Origin of the sequence: Ligilactobacillus salitolerans (genome assembly GCF_003864415.1) — a bacterium.
Taxonomy (GTDB): Bacteria; Bacillota; Bacilli; order Lactobacillales; family Lactobacillaceae; genus Ligilactobacillus; species Ligilactobacillus salitolerans.
The window spans coordinates 56776-75777 of the sequence record NZ_BFFP01000005.1; the positions used below are offsets into that span (position 1 = coordinate 56776).

Genomic DNA, 19002 nt, shown 5'->3' on the forward strand with positions numbered 1-19002 from the left:
AGGATCACCTCCAGATGGTGTGACAGTCACCGCCCATAAAACTTTATTGCTATTTCATTATAGCATATGAGAATCACGTTAAGCTGGAAAATAAAATTTAATTAAATGAATTTACTCGGAAAACAAAGTTTAGCAATCAATGAAATTAGTTGCAATTGTGGCTTGCTTTCTTACTTAAAAACTTTTATACTTATCCCAACAATATTTGAGGTCAGATCATACTAAGTAGTTCTTTTGTCTGGGAGTCAGGAAGTTGGCGGCTGCTGCGAGCCAATCAGGGTGGAAGAGTCGAAATACCGTGGTCTTAATGACACTGGGCAATAACTAGAATCCATTATCTTCTAGTGAGTGGTGTGGTGTTTCGTGCACACAAATTGGGTGGTACCACGGCAAGTGAAGTCGTCCCTATTATGTTTATGACATAGTAGGGGCGGCTTTTTTGCGTTCAGGAAGGATGGAGCAAATGTTAAGGGCAACAAATGGAGGCTTAGCACGATATTGGTTAACCAGTTGAAGTGAAACTTAGGACACTGAAATGAGGTTAAGCAATATGCAAAAGAAAAAGTTTAAGTTAGGAATAGTTGAAGCAGTTGGCATGTTAATTTTGGTTCTGCTGATCATGGGCTTTGGAGTAATTGGACTCCGTTTGTCGCCGCAAGTCCCAGTCCTGCTGGCCATGACAGTCGTGATTTTCTGGGCTAAATTCAAGGGGTTTAGTTGGGATGACATTAATAATGGGATCAAAGACGGGATCAACCAGGGCATCATCCCGATCATCATTTTTATTTTGATCGGTGTGATGATCAGCACTTGGATCGCGGCGGGAACGATCCCGACACTGATGGTCTATGGCTTTCAAGCTTTAAGTGCCCGTTGGTTCTTACCCACTGTCTTTTTGGTTTGTACTGCAGTCGGAGCTGCGGTTGGCAGCTGTTTTACCGTCGTTTCTACGGTCGGGATCGCTTTTTTCGGGATCGGTGTAACGATGAATTTTTCCCCGGCTTTGGTTGCAGGGGCAATCATTTCCGGCGGGATCTGCGGTGATAAGTTGTCACCTTTGTCTGAAACTAACAATTTGACCGCGGCGGTGGTCGATGTGAGTTTATTTGACCACATGAAAACCATCTTGTGGTCCGTCTTGCCAGCGGGGACGATCGCGACCGTCCTTTTTGCTATCTTGGGAGCGGGGCACGAACATGCGGATCTAAGCAAAATTGACCAAACAGTGGCGATCCTTCAGAGCAGCTTTCCGGTTTCGGCTTGGACCTTGCTGCCAATCGTTTTGATCTTTGTCTGTGCCTTTTTCAAAATGGGGGCGATCCCGACCATGCTGTTAAATGCTGTGGTCTCGATTGGCTTAATGGTCGTTGAGCAGACTCATTTTAACATTCAAAAATCGGCACAGCTTTTGCTGGATGGGTATGTCGCCAAAACCAGCAGTACTCAGGTCAATTCCTTATTGTCGCGCGGGGGCATCAACAGCATGATGCCGATGGTTGCCTTGATCGTTTTGACCCTCGCCTTAGGCGGACTGCTCGTTCACTTTGGCTTGATCGCAACGGTCATGGAACCTCTGGCTGCCAAACTAAATTCACCGTTAAAACTGGTGGCTGCCGGCTTAGCTGCCTGCCTGGGAGTTAATTTATTCGTGGGTGAGCAATTCTTATCGATCATTTTGCCGGGGCGTGCGTTCAAGCAAGCCTTTGATGACGGCGATTTAAACGGCGAAGCATTGGGACGAGTCCTGGAAGACGGCGGGACCGTCATCAATTACTTAGTTCCATGGGGTGTTGGCGGCGTCTTTATCGCTAATACGCTGGGAGTTGCGACCTTAGATTACCTGCCTTGGACCTTCTTTATCCTGCTATGTCCAGTAATGTCAATTTTAAGTGCGGTAACTGGTTTGGGATTAAAGCGAACTGTCGCAAAACGGCAAGTGGCAGAGGCGTAAACGACATTCAAACTTTGATGAAGTGCTGACAAAAAAGCGTCAGTGCTTTTTTAGTTGGTCTTGACAGTTGGAAGTAAAATTCTCCAATTTGCTAAATATCCAAGATCATTTTGTGTATAATTTAGATGAAAACCAAATTGGCAACTGATTGGAGTACAAAATAAATGAAAATTAGAGGAATGACTGCGGTTGAAGTTGATAACCTAAATCTTGATTTATCAATTAAGACGGATATGGCACAATCAGAAACGGAATTGGCTGCGGTCCGCATCAAACTAGCTGAAATAGGAATGTGGGAGACTGAGATTTTTCAGCCAAATTATGCTGAAACACAGAGCCTAGAGAACAGTAAAAATCAGATTGGTCAAACGCTCATCAAAGTGAAGGATTATATGGTCAAGCATCTCTTGCCGCCTAAAGAAGAATTGTTAAAATCATACGATTCCTTTCGAGATATGGTTCATCTGAGTGATGAGGAGGCGGCTGAATATCAACTGCTGCGGCTTTTAGTGAATGATGATACTATTTCACGGCAAAAATTTCAGCAAATTATGCAAGATTTCTTGGGAATGAGGGAAGTAGAAGATTCCAAACTACCGGGCTTTGAGCCCCACCGAAAATATTTGCAAAAAGAGTATCTGAGTCCCAAAGCAGCTAAGGTCATGCGCAAACGCACGAAAAATAAGTCCAAGAAGCGGCGAAAGAAAAAATAAAACTAAGAAATCAGTATTTGGTGGGGACAGAAATTTGTTGTTAAAAATGTAAATATGATGGATTGAAAGAGGAGTTCAAATGTCAAAACTCATAAATATTCCACTTAGTGGAACTACTATGAAGAAAGCCGTTAAAGTAGCCAATAAAATAGATAAAATGCAATTGAATAATAACGAATTTGAAGAGCAGACAATGGATAAACTATTTTCAAATAGTGATTTGCTAGATGTATTGTCAGCTTTATCTAAAGTATAAAATAAGGAATCTTAAGTCTCCGAGCAATCGGAGTCTTTTTTTACAGAAAAACATCCCAGAATTAACTGAAGAGTTTTTTCTGATAACTTATTTTTTGCATGATTTTGTAATTTAAAAGCGTTGATATAACGGTATTTGCGTACAATGACGGTTCCTGTTTGTGCTATACTGGAAACACAATTACTTTGGAAACGAGAAGGCACTCAGAGAATGAAGAAGAGAAGAATTACAATCAAAGATGTCGCTAAGGAAGCGGGGCTGTCAACTAGTGCAGTATCGCAGATCCTAAACGGCAATACTCAGCGTTTTAGTGAGCAAGCAATTCAAAAAGTTCATGCGGCTCAGGAACGGCTAAACTACGTGCCTGACTTTTTCGCCCAGCGGATGGTCACTAAAAAAAGCCATCTGATCGGCGTTTTAGTGCCGGACATCAGCAACCCGTTCTTTGCCCAGCTGTTTTTGGGCATTCAAGATGTGCTGCATGCCCAAGGCTATGTTGCCTTGCTTTATAACATGGAAGATGATGAGCAGCGAGAAAGTAGTTCGGTCGCCGACCTGATCCGGCGTGGAGTGGATGGCTTGATCATTGCCAGCTCGGCTTTTTCCAACCAGTCGATTTATGCCGCCTTGCAGCGAGAAAAATTGCCGATGCTGGTGATGGATCAAAAAAATGAGACTGACTTAGTCGATGCTGTGCAAACGGACAACTTTGACGGCGGGCGGCAAGTTGGGCTGCACCTGAAAAAATTTGGGCACCGCAAAGTCGCAGTTGTTCTGCCGGAAAATCCGACAGTCAATGTTCGCAAACGATACGAGGGCTTGGCTAGCATCTATGGTGATGACATTTTGCGAGTCACTGGCGCACTTTCCGTGACTGGTGGTCAGCAAGCTGTGAAAAAAATTATTAATTCGGACGTCACCGCAATTTTTGCGATCAATGATTTGATTGCTTTTGGGCTCTACATGGGTCTTAAGGAAGCTGAAAAGGAGATCCCAGCTGATTATAGCGTCGTGGGCTATGATGATATTGATGCCTGCAAGTACGTCACACCGGCTTTGACGACCATCGCGCAACCAACTTTTGAACTGGGACAAGAAGCCGCGACAATGCTGCTTAAACGCTTGTCTGAGCCTGGCCGAGAACCCGAGGTCAAAATGCTGCCTGTGAAATTAGTTCAACGTTTTTCAGTAGCACCCTTGAAATAGCTTTCAAAAGGTGTTACTATTTTTTTGTTGGATGTGCTAAAACGTTTTAGCAAAATACATCAATATAGTAAGGTGGGAAAAACAATGAACAAAGTAACAGTTGTGGGCTCGATCAATTTAGACACCAACCTCCGGGTTAAACGGATGGTCAAGCCAGGCGAGACGATCCATGCCAAGGAACATTATTCAGCCGGCGGCGGCAAGGGTGCGAACCAAGCGGTAGCTGCTGCACGTGCCGGGGCACAGACAGCCTTTATCGGTGCAGTCGGTGATGATGCGCCGGGCGAACAGATGCTAGGTTTGTTGAAAGATGAGAACATCGATGTCGCTGGTGTCGCTACGATCACCAATGAATCAACTGGCCAAGCCTTCATTACTGTTGATGACGAAGGTGAAAATGCGATCACGATTTATGCCGGCGCAAACTTTGCTTTTGGCGCTAAAGAAGTTGCTGAAAAGAAGGATCTGCTAGAAGACAGCGACTTTGTGATCGCACAATTTGAAACACCAGTCGAAGCAACGATCAAAGCTTTTGAAATTGCACGGGCAGCGGGGGTCAAGACAATTTTGAACCCAGCTCCAGGCGAAGAAAAGATTTCAGCCGAGTTGTTGAAAGTGACAGACATGATCACTCCTAATGAAACTGAAGCTGAAACGATCACTGGGGTCCATGTTAAAGATGAAGCAACAGCTAAAGAAGCTGCCGCTAAGTTGCATGACCTAGGTGTAGCAGTCGTGATCATCACGATCGGCTCTAAGGGTGCTTTCTATGACTACAACGGAGTCGGCGAATTGGTACCGGCTTTTAAAGTTAAAGCAGTCGATACGACAGCAGCCGGCGATACTTTTATTGGGGCAATGAGCAGCGTTTTAAAACCAGACTTTTCTAATTTGAAAGACGCGATCTTGTTTGGCAACAAAGCATCATCCTTAACGGTCCAGCGCTACGGTGCCCAGCCATCGATCCCTTACCAAAAAGAAATCCAGCTTTAAGAATTGTTTTGAGAGGAAGTAGAATTCATGAAGAAAACAGCAGTTATCAACTCCAATCTTTCACGCGTGATCTCACAGATGGGTCATTTTGACAAATTAGCGATCGGCGATGCCGGCACACCTGTGCCAGCCGGGACCGAAAAGATCGATTTGGCCGTTACCAAAGGCATTCCAGCCTTCATGGATGTCTTGAACAATGTTTTGGAAGAGCTGGAGATCCAGAAGATTTATTTGGCAGAAGAAATCAAGACGGAAAACCCAGAAATGCTTAAGGCGATCCAAGCACGCTTGCCAGAAACACCAGTCGAATTCATCACACACGAAGAATTAAAAGCTGATCTGAAAGACTGCAAAGCCTTTGTCCGGACTGGCGAAATGACACCATATGCCAACATCATGCTGGAAAGCAATGTCGTCTTTTAAGCAAGCTAAAGCACGTTTGATTTAAGAGAGGTCGGCGTGCGGTAATTGAGAGAAGAGAAGAATAGGGTGGGGTGAGTTCCGCGAGTGCCGCTCCGCTTCACTTCACCTTGTTATTAGTCAGGTTGCGCGGATCAGAAGTCTGTGCCTAGCCAACTCAGGCAAACAACCGCCAAGACCGCGGTTATTCGCCAGAGTCCGCTAGTGCTCGACTCCTGGACGCTCCGCTTCACCTTGTTATTTTTAGGAGGAAATTACATGAATGCAGTTGCACTTTTAGTCGGCCTTGGGCCCTTGCTGGGCTGGGGCTTGTTCCCAACGATTGCTTCTAAGATCGGCGGTAAACCATCGCACCAGATCTTGGGCGCTACCGCCGGAACTTTCATTTTTGCAGTGATCTTTGCCATCGTTCAAGGAATTCCAATGCCAAGCGGCTCAGCATTAATTTTGTCAATCATTTCGGGGATCGGCTGGGCTTGTGCTCAGATCATGACCTTCATGTCATTTGGCTTGGTTGGTTCATCCCGTGCCATGCCGATCACGACTGCCTTTCAGCTTTTGGGCGCTTCATTATGGGGTGCCTTTTACCTGGGAGACTGGGCGGGTGCTACCAGCAAGGTCATTGGAATCGTAGCTTTGATCGCCATTATTATTGGTGCTTACATGACAGTCTGGTCAGAACACAAAACTTCAGAAAAATCCGGTTACTTAAAGAAGGCCGTTTTATGGCTTGCCCTAGGTGAAATCGGTTACTGGGCCTATTCAGCCGCTCCGCAAGCCGCTCACATCGACGGCATGCATGCCTTTTTGCCGCAATCGATCGGCATGCTGCTGGTTGGGATCGTTTATGGCTTAGTTCAGACCTTTAACAAGAAGAATGATGAATCGCCGTTGAAGGACAGTGTTTCATACAAGCAGATTTTTGCTGGTTTCTTCTTTGCTTTTGGGGCTTTGACTTATCTGATTTCAGCTCAGCCGGATATGAACGGTTTAGCTACTGGTTTCGTCTTGTCCCAGACTTCTGTTGTCTTAGCAACCCTGACCGGGATCTGGTTCTTGGGTCAAAGAAAGACCAAAAAGGAAATGGGGATCACTGTGATCGGTCTGCTGATCATCTTGGTGGCAGCAGCGGTCACGAAGTTTATCTAAAGAGGCGCAAGTGCCTTAGGGAAGAACAGAAAAAAATTAAACAGCTAAGTAAATTAGCAGTTCATAGAGCCTGTTTGCGGTTTGTAGCCGGAGATGGGCTTTTTGTTTTGGCTGATATTGAGTCAGCACCCAGAAATACAAAGCGTGGCTGGAAAATTAGGAAAAAAATACCCCATGATCATTAACCTTCCTGGGCCAACGGTTCTGGGGCACGTTCAAACTATATTTTATTTGACAAGCAAGTCCGTGAAATGCTTTTACAAACTAGCAAATTTTTCCAGTGTACGAATCATTTGAGCGGTAAAGCCAGATTCATTATCATACCAGGCGACGGTTTTAACGATTTGGGTCTCGCTATCTCCATCAACAACTTGAGTTTGCGTTGGATCGAAAATGGAACCCCAAGTCGTGCCAATCACATCAGAAGAAACGATGCTATCTTTGTTAGTCCCAAAAGAAGCAGTATTAGCGACTTTCTCAACCGCAGTGTTGACCTCCTGCGCAGTTACTTTTTTGGCGAGGACTGCAGTTAATTCGGTGACAGAGCCGGCAATGACTGGCACACGCTGCGCATGTCCGTTTAACTTTCCTTTTAATTCTGGAATAACTAAACCAATGGCCTTAGCAGCACCCGTTGAAAGTGGAATAGTGTTTTGCGCAGCGGCACGGGCAGCCCGCAGGTTCTTTTTCGGCCCATCTTGGAGAGACTGAGAAGCGGTGTAAGCATGGATCGTCGTCATTGTACCGACCTTGATCCCAAAAGCATCATTCACTGCTTTAGCTAAAGGTGCTAAACAATTAGTGGTGCATGAGCCGGCGGAAACAATTTGGTCCTTTGCGTCTAAAGTATCGTCGTTGACACCATAAACGATCGTTTTCATGTCTCCAGCTGGAGCTGAGATCAAGACTCGTTTGACTCCAGCCTTTAAGTGCGCGGCACATTTTTCTGCAGAAGTATAAAAACCAGTTGATTCTAAGACAAATTCAACCCCGTCATTTTTTACCCAAGGGATATCAGCAGCATTTGCTTCGGCATAGACAGGTATCTCTTTACCATTGACAACAATACCGTGTTCTGTCGCTGAAACTTCACCATCGTAAGTTCCTTGTCCAGTGTCATATTTCAACAGGTGGGCTAACATTGCTGGCGAGGTGAGGTCATTGATTGCAGCGACTTCAAGATCATCAGAAGTAGCAGCAATTCTCCGGAAAGCTAAACGACCGATCCGACCAAAACCGTTAATACCAATTTTCGTAGCCATTATCTAAGTCTCCTTTTCCAAAAGCGAAGTAACCAAACTGTGGAACAGGGTAACCATAGCACCGGTAAGCTGCAAAAACCAATAAAATGCATAGGGCGAGCGGGCCATTTTGCTAGTGAAAAAGCGTTATCATTACGATCTGATGGGAGCTTAAGGTGACTATATATTTTGAAAAAATTTTTAGCATAGATGACTAAAATCAATTCAAAATGATACACTTTTTTTACACAAATTTAAGCTGATTATAAGCATTAAGGTTTAGAATTTAGCTGTGTTGAAGTTCAAGAGCTTCAATGCAATAAAAGGCTATCAATGCCTGTAAAGAGAGCGTGACAATTATGGCACAGGAGCTTAAAAACAAGGTTATTTCGGCTCAAATCATAGGCTACACAAATAAGAGTTTAGTAATGAAAACAATTACTGGTCAGATCGTACAGGTCCACTATGAATTAAAAACTGAGGAAAAACGAAACTTTTATCAAACAATTCTAAAAGACATTATGTTAGCTGGTCTCTGGATCCCGCTAGACACACAAAACAATTAGCTCCTACCATATGATTGGCTTGATCGGGAAGCAACATTATAGGCCAAATCAATACCCGGAAGGCAAGCCTTGAAAATCATTTTTAGAGAAAACCGCGTCAGAATGGAGGTTTACAACTCCCATTCTGACGCGGTTTTTGGTTAAGATAACTTGTAGGTTAAACACTCATATGGTTGCAAATAGCATATTTTCTGTAATTCAGCATTCTGAGTATGTGGATAATTTGACAGCAACAATTGAGCATCGGCAATCTTAAGTTCTGCAGGAATGTTATATTTGACCTTTTTGTCTGCAAAAGAACCAATGATGAGGATCTTTTCACCTTCTAGTGCGCGGACATATGCAAAGATTTCTGAGTCGTCTGCAGAAATCAACTGAAATTTACCTTCAGTCAAACTTTCTTCTTGTGATCGTAGTGCAATCAGTTTCTGGTAAAAACTAAAGATAGAATCATCAGCTTGACGGTCTGCTTCTGTGTTGATCTCTTGATAATTATTGTTGACGGCAATCCATGGTTTGTGGGTTGAAAAGCCTGCATTTTTTTCGGAATTCCACTGCATCGGTGTTCGAGAATTATCACGTGATTTTAAGTTTAGCAATTCAAGGGCTTTATCAGCAGAAAGACCTGAGGATCTTAAGTTCTCGAATATATTGAGAGCTTCTACATCCTGAAAGTCGGTGATGTTTTGCCGCTTGCAATTAGTCATCCCAATTTCTTCCCCTTGAAAAATGAAAGGCGTTCCTTTTTGCAAAAAAGTGACCATAGCCAACATTTCGGCAGATTTTTTTCGATATTGACTGTCATTACCGAAACGTGAGACTGCACGCGGCTGATCATGGTTATTTAAGTATAGAGCATTCCAAGCGACATTGTCTTGCCATTCAGCCATTGAATTCCGAAGGTCGCTAAGCTTGAATCAAACATCTGAATATCTGCCTAGCTCGCCATAATCGACGTGCATATGATCGAACTGGAAGAGCATGCTCAATTCGTTATTTCGGGGGTCAACATATTGCTGAGCTTGTGTGCTAGTCGTATGCGGAGTTTCACCGATTAAAACGACATCATATTTACTTAAAATTTCTTCGTGCATTTCTTTAATGTATTCATGCAACTTGGGTCCATTAGCTGAACCGACATAATAAGCACCAAAGCCTTCCTGATTAAGGAGGGACAGGTTTTTAAAATCAGGTTCCTTTGAAATGAAACTGATCGAATCCATTCTAAAACCGTCGATACCCTTGTCTAGCCAAAATTTCATCGTCGCATAGATATCTTGTCTGAGCTGAGAATTTTCCCAATTTAAGTCAGGCTGTCTCTTTTCAAAGAGGTGTAAGTAATACTGCTTTCTGGCGGGAACATACTCCCAAGCGGAACCCCCAAAGACCGAACCTAAATTGCTGGGAGCACTGCCGTCTTGTTTGGGGTCGCGCCAGATATAGTAATCACTGTAGGCGTTTGAGCGACTTTTTTTAGATTCCATGAACCACTTATGTTGATCGGAAGTGTGATTAACGACCAGATCCATGATAATTTTGAGACCTTTTTGGTGGGCTGATCTTAGTAGTTGATCGAAGTCTTCCATCGTCCCATAGTCAGAGTTGATTTCCTTATAACTCGAAATATCGTAACCATTGTCGATCATTGGAGACTTGTAAACAGGCGTGAGCCAGATCCCACTTATCCCTAATTCCGTTAAATAGTCCAATGACTCTGTGATGCCATTGAGATCACCGATGCCATCCCCATTACTGTCTTTAAAACTTTGAGTATAAATCTCATAAAAAACGTATTTTTTCCACCAATTATTCATCTTCTTCGTCATCAAATTCACTTTCGCTTTCATTCAGAGCGTTGACATAAACTACTTGTTTTCTTGCCTCATCCACCAAAGAAGAAATTTTATCCGCTTCCAAGGGCGTATCAGTTGGTTCCATTGCGATCGCCAATGCCAAGGGGAGGTTGACCCCCGAAATTAAATGAGTTTTTGGTCGACTGATATACGGTAAAAACTTCTGATTGACGGAGCCCGCTAAAATATCTGTCATAATAATGACTTCATCTTCGGAAGTGAGACCAGAAAATAATTGCTTGATCTCAGGCTCAATCGGTTTATTGTCCATGTAGGCCGTCAATACCTTGACATTTAGGTTATCTCCAGCAAAGAACTGCAAGGCATTTGCTAATCCTTCCGAAAGAGTGCGATGAGATGCAAAAAATAGATATATTGACATTATGTTCACCTACCTTTTTATTTCTGTTTTTTCAAAACCTTATCTAGTGATACCGGCGAATCATCCGGAGTGTATTGGAAGCTGACCGGGATCCCAAGCTCGCTAAGCTCTTCCAGAGTCTGGACTTCTGCTTCACTTAAAGCTACACGTTTAGTATATGGAACTCGTCCATCCTGTTCAAAAAGTGCCCCGACATTAATTGCGGGAACTTGAACACCGCCTTTGATCAGATTGAGCAGGGTCGAAGGTTCCTTAACTAGCAGGAAAACTTTATGGTCGTCGTATTTACCAGCCTTGAAATTTGTAATGGCTTTTTCTTGCGAAATAATTGACATACCAGTTCCTGCAGGTTTGCTCAATCGCATCCCTGATTTAACTAAATCGTCATTGGCAACTTGATCATCAACGACCATATATCGTTTAGGATGCAGTTCCTTGTTCCATTGATTAACTGTGATTCCGTGGATCAGTCTTTGATCGATACGCGCAAGTACTACTGACATAATTAACCCTCCTAAAATGAATCGTTCCAATTTTTATAAACAAAATATAACACTTACTTTAATAGCTGTAAACCTATATTAAAACAATAAAAATTAAAAAATATGGCAATAAAAAAGATTAAAAAAAACTTTAAGAAAAGCGTTTATATTTTTTCTTTAAGGTGCTAATATCTAACTTAGTTGGAGCGTTCCATAAAAACAAACAATTTTTTTACTTAGGAGAGTGAAAAATATGCCAGTGTTCTTACAGAATTTGTTAATTGTGATCCTTGCTGCTTATATGGCCTGGGATAATGGTTCCGGTGGTCAGATTACCGCACAGTGGCCGGTGACGATCGGTGTCATGATGGGGTTGATCATGGGTGACTTACATACTGCCTTATTGGTTGGCGGTACTTTGCAATTGATGTCACTCGGCGTTGCGGCAATTGGCGGGTCATCGATCCCTGAATATGGTTTGGCAACCATAATTAGTATCTACTTAGCAGTCAGAACGGGTGCTAGTACCGGAACTGCGATTGCGGTTGGACTGCCAGTAGGGATCTTCGCCTTGCAGCTGGATGTCATTGTAAAAATCATCAACAACTTTTTTGCCCACCTCTCGCAAAGATTACTACATGAGAAGAAATTCAAGCAAATGCAATTATCGTTCCTGTGTTCAGTCTTAGTCTGGACGCTTAAATATGTTATTCCAGTCTCTGTTGTGATCATGTTTGGTGTTCCTTTGGTTAAATTTATCATTAATGTTATTCCACAATGGGTCACAGATGGTTTAACAATTGCTGGTGGGATCTTGCCAGTCGTCGGGATCAGTTTGTTAATGAGATACATGCCTGTGATGAAATATCTTTCATATTTAGGAATTGGCTTTGTGCTTGCAGCTTATCTGAATGTTCCGATCCTGGGCGTCGCAATTGTTGGTGCTGGTATTTCCTATATTATTTTTAGACAGAATTCACAGCGGGAAAATGACCGCAACCAAATGACTACTAATGTAGAAGGAAATGGGGATGACTTCGATGAGTAAAGAGAATAATAGCGAGGTAAAACAAGCTGCACCAGGGACGTTGGGAAAACTTTCAGTCAAGGAACGAAAATCTATGTTTTGCAGATGGATCTTTTCTGCTGGATTGGGCTGGAACTTTGAAACTCAGCAAGGACCCTCAGTTGCGTTTTCCATGGCGCGTGCTTTAAGAAAAATTTATCCTAACGATGATGATTATATTAAAGCAATGGATAATCATTTTAAATATTACAACGCTACTCCTCAAATGGGGAATGTTATTTTAGGCGCTACATTAGCGATGGAAGAACAAGATGGCTTGAAAGCATATGATTCGGTTCAATCTTTAAAAACATCGCTGATGGGACCGTTATCTGGAGTGGGGGATTCGTTTTTCTGGTTTTACTGCCAACTATCATGGGTTCGATTTCCGGTTACATGGCTTTGCAGGGTAATGCGACCGGGGCAATTATTTGGATGATCCTTTACGTTTTGTTATATTGGGTCAAAATGTGGCTTTTCAACTTGGGATATTCAACAGGGACTAAATTGATCACGACACTTGGCTCAAAGCTTGAGATCTTTACTGATGCGATTTCAGCCATGGGTGTGATGGTTATCGGGACTTTGATGGCAACCGTGATCAACTTCAAGACTTCACTTGTCTTTAAAACTGGCAAAGTATCTCTTTCCGTTCAAAAGGACGTTTTAGATAAGATAATGCCAGCCTTATTGCCAGTAATCTTAACTTTCTTCATTTACTGGTTATTGGGTAAGAAGGGTTGGACCACAACCAGAGTGATCTTGCTGATCATTGTGCTCGCCTTGCTAGGTGCACTTGCTGGTGTTTTAGCTGTTCCAGCCTGATGAAGGCAATTAGGTAAATATTGTAGTATTTACTGAATGAAGTATAATATCCTTAAGTCTTAATTGAACTTGATCGTTTGAGAGCTACAAAATTTAACTTGAATTGCAGTAAGGGGAATCAACATGGCAACTATGGACGATGTCTCGAAAGAGGCTCATGTTTCACGGGGGACTGTCAGTAATTATATTAACGGTAAGCCCGTCAAGGCAGATAATGTTGAAAAAATAAAAAAAGCCATTGAAAAGCTCGATTATGTACCTAATGCCTCAGCACAAAGCTTGAAAAGAAATCGTTCTGATTACGTTGTTTTTATAATTCCAAGAGTTAATACACCGTTCTTTTCACAACTAACCAATGATATCCAGCTAGCGTTGCGCGAAATGAACTTGAAAATGATTCTTTGTGTTTCAGAAAGCGAAGCTCAGAAAGAAATGATCTATATCCAGATGGCCAAATCACAGAAGGTAGCTGGTATAATCACTATTTCTTATTCCGATATTGAGGACCTAGTTCCAGCGGACATTCCACTGGTAGCTTTGGAGAAGCAGGTGTCGAATTTTTTTCCTTTAATTATTTCCGACAATTTTCGGGGCGGTCAAATTGCAGCCCAAAAATTAGTTGAAGGCAACTCAAGCAAGCTGCTCTATATTGCGCAAAAACCAGAATACGAAGCTGGGGCGAATCGGCGCAAGGGTTTTGTTGACTACTGTGAGCGAAATCAGATCAGCTATCAAACTTTCTTTAGTAAAAATAAGAAAATGCCACAACAAGATTTCCAGGAATTTATTGAAGAAAATCTAGAAAACCAGCATTTCAAGTATGACGGAGTTTTTTGTGAAACTGACGAGTTTGCTTTTAGTTTTTGGGGAGCGTTAAAAGAGCAGGGAATCAAAGTTCCGCAGGATGTCCAAGTCATTGGTTTCGATGGAATTCGAGTTTTTCCTCGTCAGGAACCAATTTTAGCTTCAATTAAACAACCAACCAATTTAATTGCGAAATTTGCAGTAGAGTACCTAATGAATCTAATTGACTCTGGTCACGAAAGAAACGAAGAATTTGAACCATTAGTTTTGCCTGTTTCATATATACCTGGGAAATCAGTCAGATAAAAGCAACGCATTCATCCTGTGATTCGTGTTAAGGGATGAATGCGTTGCTTTATGTTTTGCGGTACGGTTTTATATACCCTAGCTAGGGTATATGTTCGAAAATAAAGGATAGAAGGTTGCACAAATATAACTAGAATGCTATATTATTATTGCAGGTTGATATAGCATATGAGTTATATTGAAAGGCGTTATGTGTATGTATGAAATTGAAGTTTATGAAGATAAAAACGGATATAGTGAGGTCAAAGCTTGGTTAGATGCTTTGAATGAAAGCAAGCAAAAAGATGATCAGAAAGTGCTTAAAAAAGTACGATATCAGCTCAAAATTTTAGAAGAACTAGGAACTGATATTAGACCACCACATTCAAAATTGCTCAAAGGTTATAAGTATCCAATCATGGAGTTAAGACCACAGCCAGATAAAATTTTTAATGCAAGTTATGACGGGGCAAAGTTTGTCTTGTTAAGCCACTATACTAAGAAACAAAATAAGACCGACAAGAGACAGGTTGAACATGCAATCACATTATTAGAGGATTGGCTAGAAAGAAAGGATGAGTGGTGATGAGGTTATCAGAGTTAGAAACAAGTTTCTCATCAATTCCCACAGATGAAAAATTTGTTATTGATATCATGGCCGAGTTATACGCTGAACGGATCAAAAAGAATGTGTCTCAGCGAGAATTGGCTGAAAAAATTGGGATGAAGCAGCCACAAGTAGCTAAACTTGAAATGTTAGAGTCTCTTCCAACCTTAAGGACTCTGAATCGGTATGCCAAAGGATTGGGACTAAAACTAAAAGTGGGTTTAGTACCAGTTTGACTCTTACACAATTAGCAGAGCAATTAGTAAAGATTTTTCAAAACTTAATAAACCTTATTAGCTTGCCTATCCTTCGGTTGATATGGCAGGCTTTTTTGATGATCATTTATTTAACGTGTAACGAAATTGTTTGGAAACCTCTTTAAAGGTACACTTTTAAAGGTGTACTTTTATGTATATTTTAGCTTAAGAAATATAATTATAATTAAAGTGCAAGCAAGTAGGTGCGCAAGATTAATACTGATGAGCTGCAAATCATAGAGGAAATCATTAAAGATGAAGTTGTTCATTATGCTGATCTATCAAGGGTAACCGGAAAGTCTAGAAAAACAATTGCTAAATATCTAGACCATATTTCAGATTTCGTAGTGCGGTTTCAGGTTCAATTGGTCAGGAAAAGAAACGTAGGTATTTATTTTAAGGGAAATATTGACCGACTTGTAAAGGAGTTCTATCAATTTAATGATGGTCAGGGTGTGGATCCCAGCAATGCAAGACTTATTAAGTTGTTGTCACAGCTTCTTTCAGAGGCTAAGGAAAAGCCGGCACAAGAGTTTTGTGAAGAGCTTTTTGTGAGTCGAGGAACACTTGAAAATGATTTGAAGCAACTAAAACCAATTTTGAAGAAAAATGGAGCCAAACTGGTTTCTAACCATTTTGGCATCAAAATTGAGGCTTCTGAGAGGGTAAAACGTCGACTAATATCTGAATTATTAAACATGTATTGGGGTAAATCAATTTTTCTGCAAGAAAAGCACGAAAAGCCGCAGATTCCAAGCAATCTTCCTAAAGATATTGCAGAATTACTGGATCAATCTATATTTGACGATGTTAGTGCTGTGCTGAATAAGTTTCAGAAAGAGATCGATTTTTACCTCAATGACTATGAGTATCAGTCATTATGTGTCCATCTTGTAATTGCTATTAAGAGGATCAAGCGGCATGAGATCCTAAAATCAAACGAAACGCAAAAAGACCTTGAGATGGAAACAAGAAAATTAGTTGCTTTGCTTGAAAAGAAGTTTGCGATGGTTTTGCCGGATGATGAAAAAAGTTATATTGATATTCACATCCTTGCTGCTAAAGAGGGGCAAGAGGGCAGTGCAAGTAAAGTTGATAGAATAAAAAATTCAACTCAAAACGATTTGTATGATTTTCTGGCTGGAAATATTCGCGAGACCGATGATTTCTTACTTGAAAATCTGACGCTGCATTTAATTCCAGCACTTAAAAGGTTATCTTTGGGACTTAAATTAAGTAACCCCTATACCAATGAAATTAAACGTTATTTTCCTTATGCATATAATGAGGCTGCCGACTTAGGAATCAAAATTTATCAACAGTTTGATGTCAAGCTAAACGAAGATGAATTGGCATATGTTACCTTGCATTTACAAGCTTTTCGGGAAAGAAGTAGTACTAAGTTACAAGCGGTGATTGTCTGCAGCACTGGAATGGGGACTGCTCGGCTGATTGAACAAAGACTAAAAAATAACTTTGCTGATCTTTTGGAGATTCGAAGAGTCATTTCTTTGCAAGAGTTAAAAAGACTGCCTATTACAGAAGACTTAGTGATCAGTACAATCAATATTTCCAATCTTGAGGCGCCGGTAATAGTGGTCCCACCATTTTTAGATCAGAATTCTATTAGTAAGATCAGTCGAAAAATAGATCAATTACATGGCGAACACTCTAACCGCTCTGAATTTATGAAATTGATCGACCCTCGAGTAGTCATGATCGACAATAAGCCGCGCTCGCAGAAAGAGGCAATCGGCAAAACAGCTTCACTTTTAGTGATGAATGGCTATGCCAGAGAAGGGATAGGTGCAGCTGCCTGCGCCAGAGAAAAGTTGGCCAGTACTCAGATTGACCAGGTTGCAGTTCCACATGCACCACTTTCTTTTGTGATCCATCCCTGTATTGGTATCTATATCAATAGGCAAGGAATTGAGTGGGGCGAAGGACAAGTCAATTTAATTTTCTTTCTAGCAATGAATCAGGAAATTAAAGCGAAAGTTGACGAGATTTATCGGTATTTCAATGAGATTCTGGAGGATAAAGAATTATTGAAGCAGTTGATTGCTTGCAAGAATTCTTCAGAAGTGATTAGTAGATTAGAAGGTGAGAGGAATGTCTGAGACACAAGATTTTATCAACGAAAAAAATATCATTATTGGGTTAGATGCCACAGATAAAGAAGATGCGATTTTTAAGATGAGTCAGGTCTTAGAGAAGAATGGCGACATTTGTGATGCTAAGAAATTTTATCAGGATGTCTTGTACAGAGAAAGTCTGACGACTACAGGAATCGGCAATAATATTGCTATCCCTCATGGAAAAAGTGACACGGTCATGCAGCCATCATTGATCTTTGCTAAAAGTAAACGACCATTGCAGTGGAATTCATTGGATGGGCAGCCGGTTGAGATTATTTTTTTAATGGCAGTTGGAACCGCTGACAGTGGAAAAGAGCACTTAAGAATGCTAGCACATCTTTCAGGAAATCTAATGAATGATGATTTTGTTAAGCAAATTAAGGACGCAAATAAAACCCAGGATATTTTAGATGTTTTTGATGAATTTAAGGAGGATGAAGATAATGAGTAAAAAAATAGTTGCTGTTACAGCTTGTATTGCAGGTATCGCACACACATATATGGCGGCCGAAAACCTGAAAAAGTATGCCAAAAAGGCTGGTTATGAAATTAAGGTTGAAACGCAAGGCGCTATGGGGATTGAAAATCAGTTAAAACAAAAAGATATTGATGAAGCTGATATTGTGATTTTTGCTGTCGATACAACAGTTTCAAAAGCAGAAAGATTCGAAAACAAGAACGTATTTAAGGTTGGTACATCTGAAGTTGTCAAGAATGGTAAGGCAGCAATTGATGGTGCAATAGCTGCTGCTCAACAATAAAAAGGGGTGGGACCTGATGAAACAATTTTTTAAAGAGTTAGGACAGCATTTTCAGACTGGTGTATCTTATATGATCCCATTAGTTACAGCTTCTGGGCTTTTGACCTCAATTGCCGTGATTTTCGGTGGGCAAGCTGTCTGGAATGAGACAAGCGATGTTTGGGGCAACATGCGCTTACTAGGCCAAACGGGGTTGAACTTTATTCCTGTCATCATTGCTGCTTACGTTGCATATTCAATTGCTGATCGCCCTGGGCTGGCTCCGGCTTTTATTGTTGGTTTGGTAGCTGCCAAAATGGGAACAGGCTTCCTTGGAGGCATGTTGGTTGGGATCTTAATGGGTTATTTAATTCAATGGTTGAAGAAAATTCCAACGCCTGCAAAATTAACTACTGTTAAATCACTTCTGCTGATCCCGTTTTTGGCAACGTTGATTGTTGGGTTCGTAATGGTTTACGTTGTTGGTGAGCCAATTTCGGCGATGACTAATTTCCTGTCTGCTTGGTTAAAAGGAATGAGTGGGACCAACGCTGTTTTGCTAGCCGGACTATTGGGAGCAATGATGGCCGTTGATATGGGCGGCCCAATCAATAAAATTGCATACGCTTTCGGCATGGCAGCCTTCACTACTGGTGGTTATCAAGCAAGTACAGCAATGTTAATGGCAATTGCGATCCCACCGGCAGGAATGTTTTTAGCAACCTTGCTTGGAGGACGTAAATTATACAGTCAACAAGAAATCGAAAATGGTAGAACTGCTATTATTATGGGATTAGTTGGAATTACTGAAGGGACGATTCCTTTTGCTGTCGCTGATCCAGTTCGTGTTATTCCAAGTATTATTATTGGGACTTCTGTGGGTTGTGGTTTAAATGCTGCTTTTGGGACTTATCAGAAAACTGCATTATCAACATTCATGGCAATTCCGTTCTCCTCAAATTGGATCCTATATACGGTTGCAATTTTAGTTGGCGTCGTTGTGGTGGCATTGCTGGCAAATGGACTGAAAATTATCACGCATCATCAACCACAGGAGGATGATTAATT

Annotated in this window: 19 protein-coding genes and 2 pseudogenes; 17 read left to right on the forward strand and 4 right to left on the reverse strand. The window is 41.5% G+C overall.

The genetic code is table 11. The features are described from left to right. Positions 1-550 precede the first annotated feature (550 nt). The 7 genes from LFYK43_RS02530 (at position 551) to rbsU (ending at position 6688) form a co-directional block, all read left to right on the forward strand. Positions 551-1951: a Na+/H+ antiporter NhaC family protein gene (locus LFYK43_RS02530; protein ID WP_124975116.1), complete on the forward strand. Its 1401-nt coding sequence runs from the start codon at positions 551-553 to the stop codon at positions 1949-1951. A 164-nt stretch (positions 1952-2115) separates the two neighbouring features. Continuing rightward, positions 2116-2664 (forward strand): hypothetical protein, encoded by a 549-nt coding sequence (locus LFYK43_RS02535; RefSeq protein ID WP_124975118.1) that lies wholly within the window; start codon positions 2116-2118, stop codon positions 2662-2664. Positions 2665-2743: 79 nt separating this feature from the next. Further along, complete coding sequence (locus tag LFYK43_RS12465; protein ID WP_158609172.1) at positions 2744-2920, forward strand: hypothetical protein; 177 nt, start codon at positions 2744-2746, stop codon at positions 2918-2920. A gap of 210 nt (positions 2921-3130) precedes the next feature. Further along, on the forward strand, positions 3131-4126 hold the full coding sequence (rbsR, locus tag LFYK43_RS02540) for a ribose utilization transcriptional repressor RbsR (RefSeq protein WP_124975119.1): 996 nt from the start codon (positions 3131-3133) through the stop codon (positions 4124-4126). An 84-nt stretch (positions 4127-4210) separates the two neighbouring features. Next, positions 4211-5119, forward strand: coding sequence for a ribokinase (gene rbsK, locus LFYK43_RS02545; RefSeq protein ID WP_124975121.1), 909 nt, complete (start codon positions 4211-4213; stop codon positions 5117-5119). 27 nt (positions 5120-5146) lie between these two features. Continuing rightward, positions 5147-5542, forward strand: a complete 396-nt coding sequence (gene rbsD / locus LFYK43_RS02550) for a D-ribose pyranase (RefSeq protein ID WP_124975123.1) — start codon at positions 5147-5149, stop codon at positions 5540-5542. A 255-nt stretch (positions 5543-5797) separates the two neighbouring features. Next, on the forward strand, positions 5798-6688 hold the full coding sequence (rbsU, locus tag LFYK43_RS02555) for a ribose/proton symporter RbsU (RefSeq protein ID WP_124975125.1): 891 nt from the start codon (positions 5798-5800) through the stop codon (positions 6686-6688). Positions 6689-6945: 257 nt separating this feature from the next. On the opposite strand, the gene gap is transcribed toward rbsU, so the two are convergent. Next, complete coding sequence (gene gap / locus LFYK43_RS02560; RefSeq protein WP_124975127.1) at positions 6946-7950, reverse strand: type I glyceraldehyde-3-phosphate dehydrogenase; 1005 nt, start codon at positions 7948-7950, stop codon at positions 6946-6948. Positions 7951-8357: 407 nt separating this feature from the next. On the opposite strand from gap, the gene LFYK43_RS12470 reads away from it, so the two are divergent. Beyond that, entirely contained in the window at positions 8358-8495 is a 138-nt protein-coding gene (locus LFYK43_RS12470; RefSeq protein ID WP_158609173.1) for a hypothetical protein, read from the forward strand. A gap of 140 nt (positions 8496-8635) precedes the next feature. Here LFYK43_RS12470 and LFYK43_RS02565 read toward each other — a convergent pair. The 3 genes and pseudogenes from LFYK43_RS02565 to LFYK43_RS02575 form a co-directional block, all read right to left on the reverse strand. Next, a pseudogene (locus LFYK43_RS02565) lies at positions 8636-10309 on the reverse strand (glycoside hydrolase family 13 protein). After that, positions 10302-10730, reverse strand: a complete 429-nt coding sequence (locus LFYK43_RS02570) for a PTS sugar transporter subunit IIA (protein WP_124975129.1) — start codon at positions 10728-10730, stop codon at positions 10302-10304. The pseudogene LFYK43_RS02565 and the gene LFYK43_RS02570 overlap by 8 nt, the downstream one beginning before the upstream one ends. Before the next feature lie 17 nt (positions 10731-10747). Then, positions 10748-11233: a PTS sugar transporter subunit IIB gene (locus tag LFYK43_RS02575; RefSeq protein WP_124975131.1), complete on the reverse strand. Its 486-nt coding sequence runs from the start codon at positions 11231-11233 to the stop codon at positions 10748-10750. 232 nt (positions 11234-11465) lie between these two features. On the opposite strand from LFYK43_RS02575, the gene LFYK43_RS02580 reads away from it, so the two are divergent. The 9 genes and pseudogenes from LFYK43_RS02580 to LFYK43_RS02620 all read left to right on the forward strand — a co-directional run bounded on the left by LFYK43_RS02580 (position 11466) and on the right by LFYK43_RS02620 (position 19000). After that, entirely contained in the window at positions 11466-12260 is a 795-nt protein-coding gene (locus LFYK43_RS02580) for a PTS mannose/fructose/sorbose/N-acetylgalactosamine transporter subunit IIC (RefSeq protein WP_124975133.1), read from the forward strand. Next, positions 12253-13103 (forward strand): annotated as a pseudogene (locus tag LFYK43_RS02585) (PTS system mannose/fructose/sorbose family transporter subunit IID). Before LFYK43_RS02580 ends, LFYK43_RS02585 begins: the two are co-directional and overlap by 8 nt. Positions 13104-13226: 123 nt before the next feature. Beyond that, a complete protein-coding gene (locus LFYK43_RS02590; RefSeq protein ID WP_124975135.1) occupies positions 13227-14213 on the forward strand; it encodes a LacI family DNA-binding transcriptional regulator in 987 nt (328 codons plus the stop codon). A 196-nt stretch (positions 14214-14409) separates the two neighbouring features. Then, entirely contained in the window at positions 14410-14778 is a 369-nt protein-coding gene (locus LFYK43_RS02595; RefSeq protein WP_124975137.1) for a type II toxin-antitoxin system RelE/ParE family toxin, read from the forward strand. Then, complete coding sequence (locus LFYK43_RS02600) at positions 14778-15035, forward strand: helix-turn-helix domain-containing protein (protein ID WP_124975139.1); 258 nt, start codon at positions 14778-14780, stop codon at positions 15033-15035. The genes LFYK43_RS02595 and LFYK43_RS02600 overlap by 1 nt, the downstream gene beginning before the upstream one ends. Positions 15036-15259: 224 nt before the next feature. Then, complete coding sequence (locus LFYK43_RS02605) at positions 15260-17176, forward strand: BglG family transcription antiterminator (RefSeq protein ID WP_124975141.1); 1917 nt, start codon at positions 15260-15262, stop codon at positions 17174-17176. Continuing rightward, positions 17169-17645, forward strand: coding sequence for a PTS sugar transporter subunit IIA (locus tag LFYK43_RS02610; protein WP_124975143.1), 477 nt, complete (start codon positions 17169-17171; stop codon positions 17643-17645). The genes LFYK43_RS02605 and LFYK43_RS02610 overlap by 8 nt, the downstream gene beginning before the upstream one ends. Then, complete coding sequence (locus tag LFYK43_RS02615; protein ID WP_124975145.1) at positions 17638-17955, forward strand: PTS fructose transporter subunit IIB; 318 nt, start codon at positions 17638-17640, stop codon at positions 17953-17955. The genes LFYK43_RS02610 and LFYK43_RS02615 overlap by 8 nt, the downstream gene beginning before the upstream one ends. A gap of 16 nt (positions 17956-17971) precedes the next feature. Beyond that, entirely contained in the window at positions 17972-19000 is a 1029-nt protein-coding gene (locus LFYK43_RS02620; protein ID WP_124975147.1) for a PTS fructose transporter subunit IIC, read from the forward strand. The last annotated feature ends 2 nt before the right edge of the window (positions 19001-19002 follow it).

Coding starts and splice junctions, on each gene's coding strand:
- LFYK43_RS02530 (WP_124975116.1), top strand. CDS start 551: ATGCAAAAGAAAAAGTTTAAGTTAGGAATAGTTGAAGCAGTTGGCATG.
- LFYK43_RS02535 (WP_124975118.1), top strand. CDS start 2,116: ATGAAAATTAGAGGAATGACTGCGGTTGAAGTTGATAACCTAAATCTT.
- LFYK43_RS12465 (WP_158609172.1), top strand. CDS start 2,744: ATGTCAAAACTCATAAATATTCCACTTAGTGGAACTACTATGAAGAAA.
- rbsR (WP_124975119.1), top strand. CDS start 3,131: ATGAAGAAGAGAAGAATTACAATCAAAGATGTCGCTAAGGAAGCGGGG.
- rbsK (WP_124975121.1), top strand. CDS start 4,211: ATGAACAAAGTAACAGTTGTGGGCTCGATCAATTTAGACACCAACCTC.
- rbsD (WP_124975123.1), top strand. CDS start 5,147: ATGAAGAAAACAGCAGTTATCAACTCCAATCTTTCACGCGTGATCTCA.
- rbsU (WP_124975125.1), top strand. CDS start 5,798: ATGAATGCAGTTGCACTTTTAGTCGGCCTTGGGCCCTTGCTGGGCTGG.
- gap (WP_124975127.1), bottom strand. CDS start 7,950: ATGGCTACGAAAATTGGTATTAACGGTTTTGGTCGGATCGGTCGTTTA.
- LFYK43_RS12470 (WP_158609173.1), top strand. CDS start 8,358: ATGAAAACAATTACTGGTCAGATCGTACAGGTCCACTATGAATTAAAA.
- LFYK43_RS02570 (WP_124975129.1), bottom strand. CDS start 10,730: ATGTCAATATATCTATTTTTTGCATCTCATCGCACTCTTTCGGAAGGA.
- LFYK43_RS02575 (WP_124975131.1), bottom strand. CDS start 11,233: ATGTCAGTAGTACTTGCGCGTATCGATCAAAGACTGATCCACGGAATC.
- LFYK43_RS02580 (WP_124975133.1), top strand. CDS start 11,466: ATGCCAGTGTTCTTACAGAATTTGTTAATTGTGATCCTTGCTGCTTAT.
- LFYK43_RS02590 (WP_124975135.1), top strand. CDS start 13,227: ATGGCAACTATGGACGATGTCTCGAAAGAGGCTCATGTTTCACGGGGG.
- LFYK43_RS02595 (WP_124975137.1), top strand. CDS start 14,410: ATGTATGAAATTGAAGTTTATGAAGATAAAAACGGATATAGTGAGGTC.
- LFYK43_RS02600 (WP_124975139.1), top strand. CDS start 14,778: ATGAGGTTATCAGAGTTAGAAACAAGTTTCTCATCAATTCCCACAGAT.
- LFYK43_RS02610 (WP_124975143.1), top strand. CDS start 17,169: ATGTCTGAGACACAAGATTTTATCAACGAAAAAAATATCATTATTGGG.
- LFYK43_RS02615 (WP_124975145.1), top strand. CDS start 17,638: ATGAGTAAAAAAATAGTTGCTGTTACAGCTTGTATTGCAGGTATCGCA.
- LFYK43_RS02620 (WP_124975147.1), top strand. CDS start 17,972: ATGAAACAATTTTTTAAAGAGTTAGGACAGCATTTTCAGACTGGTGTA.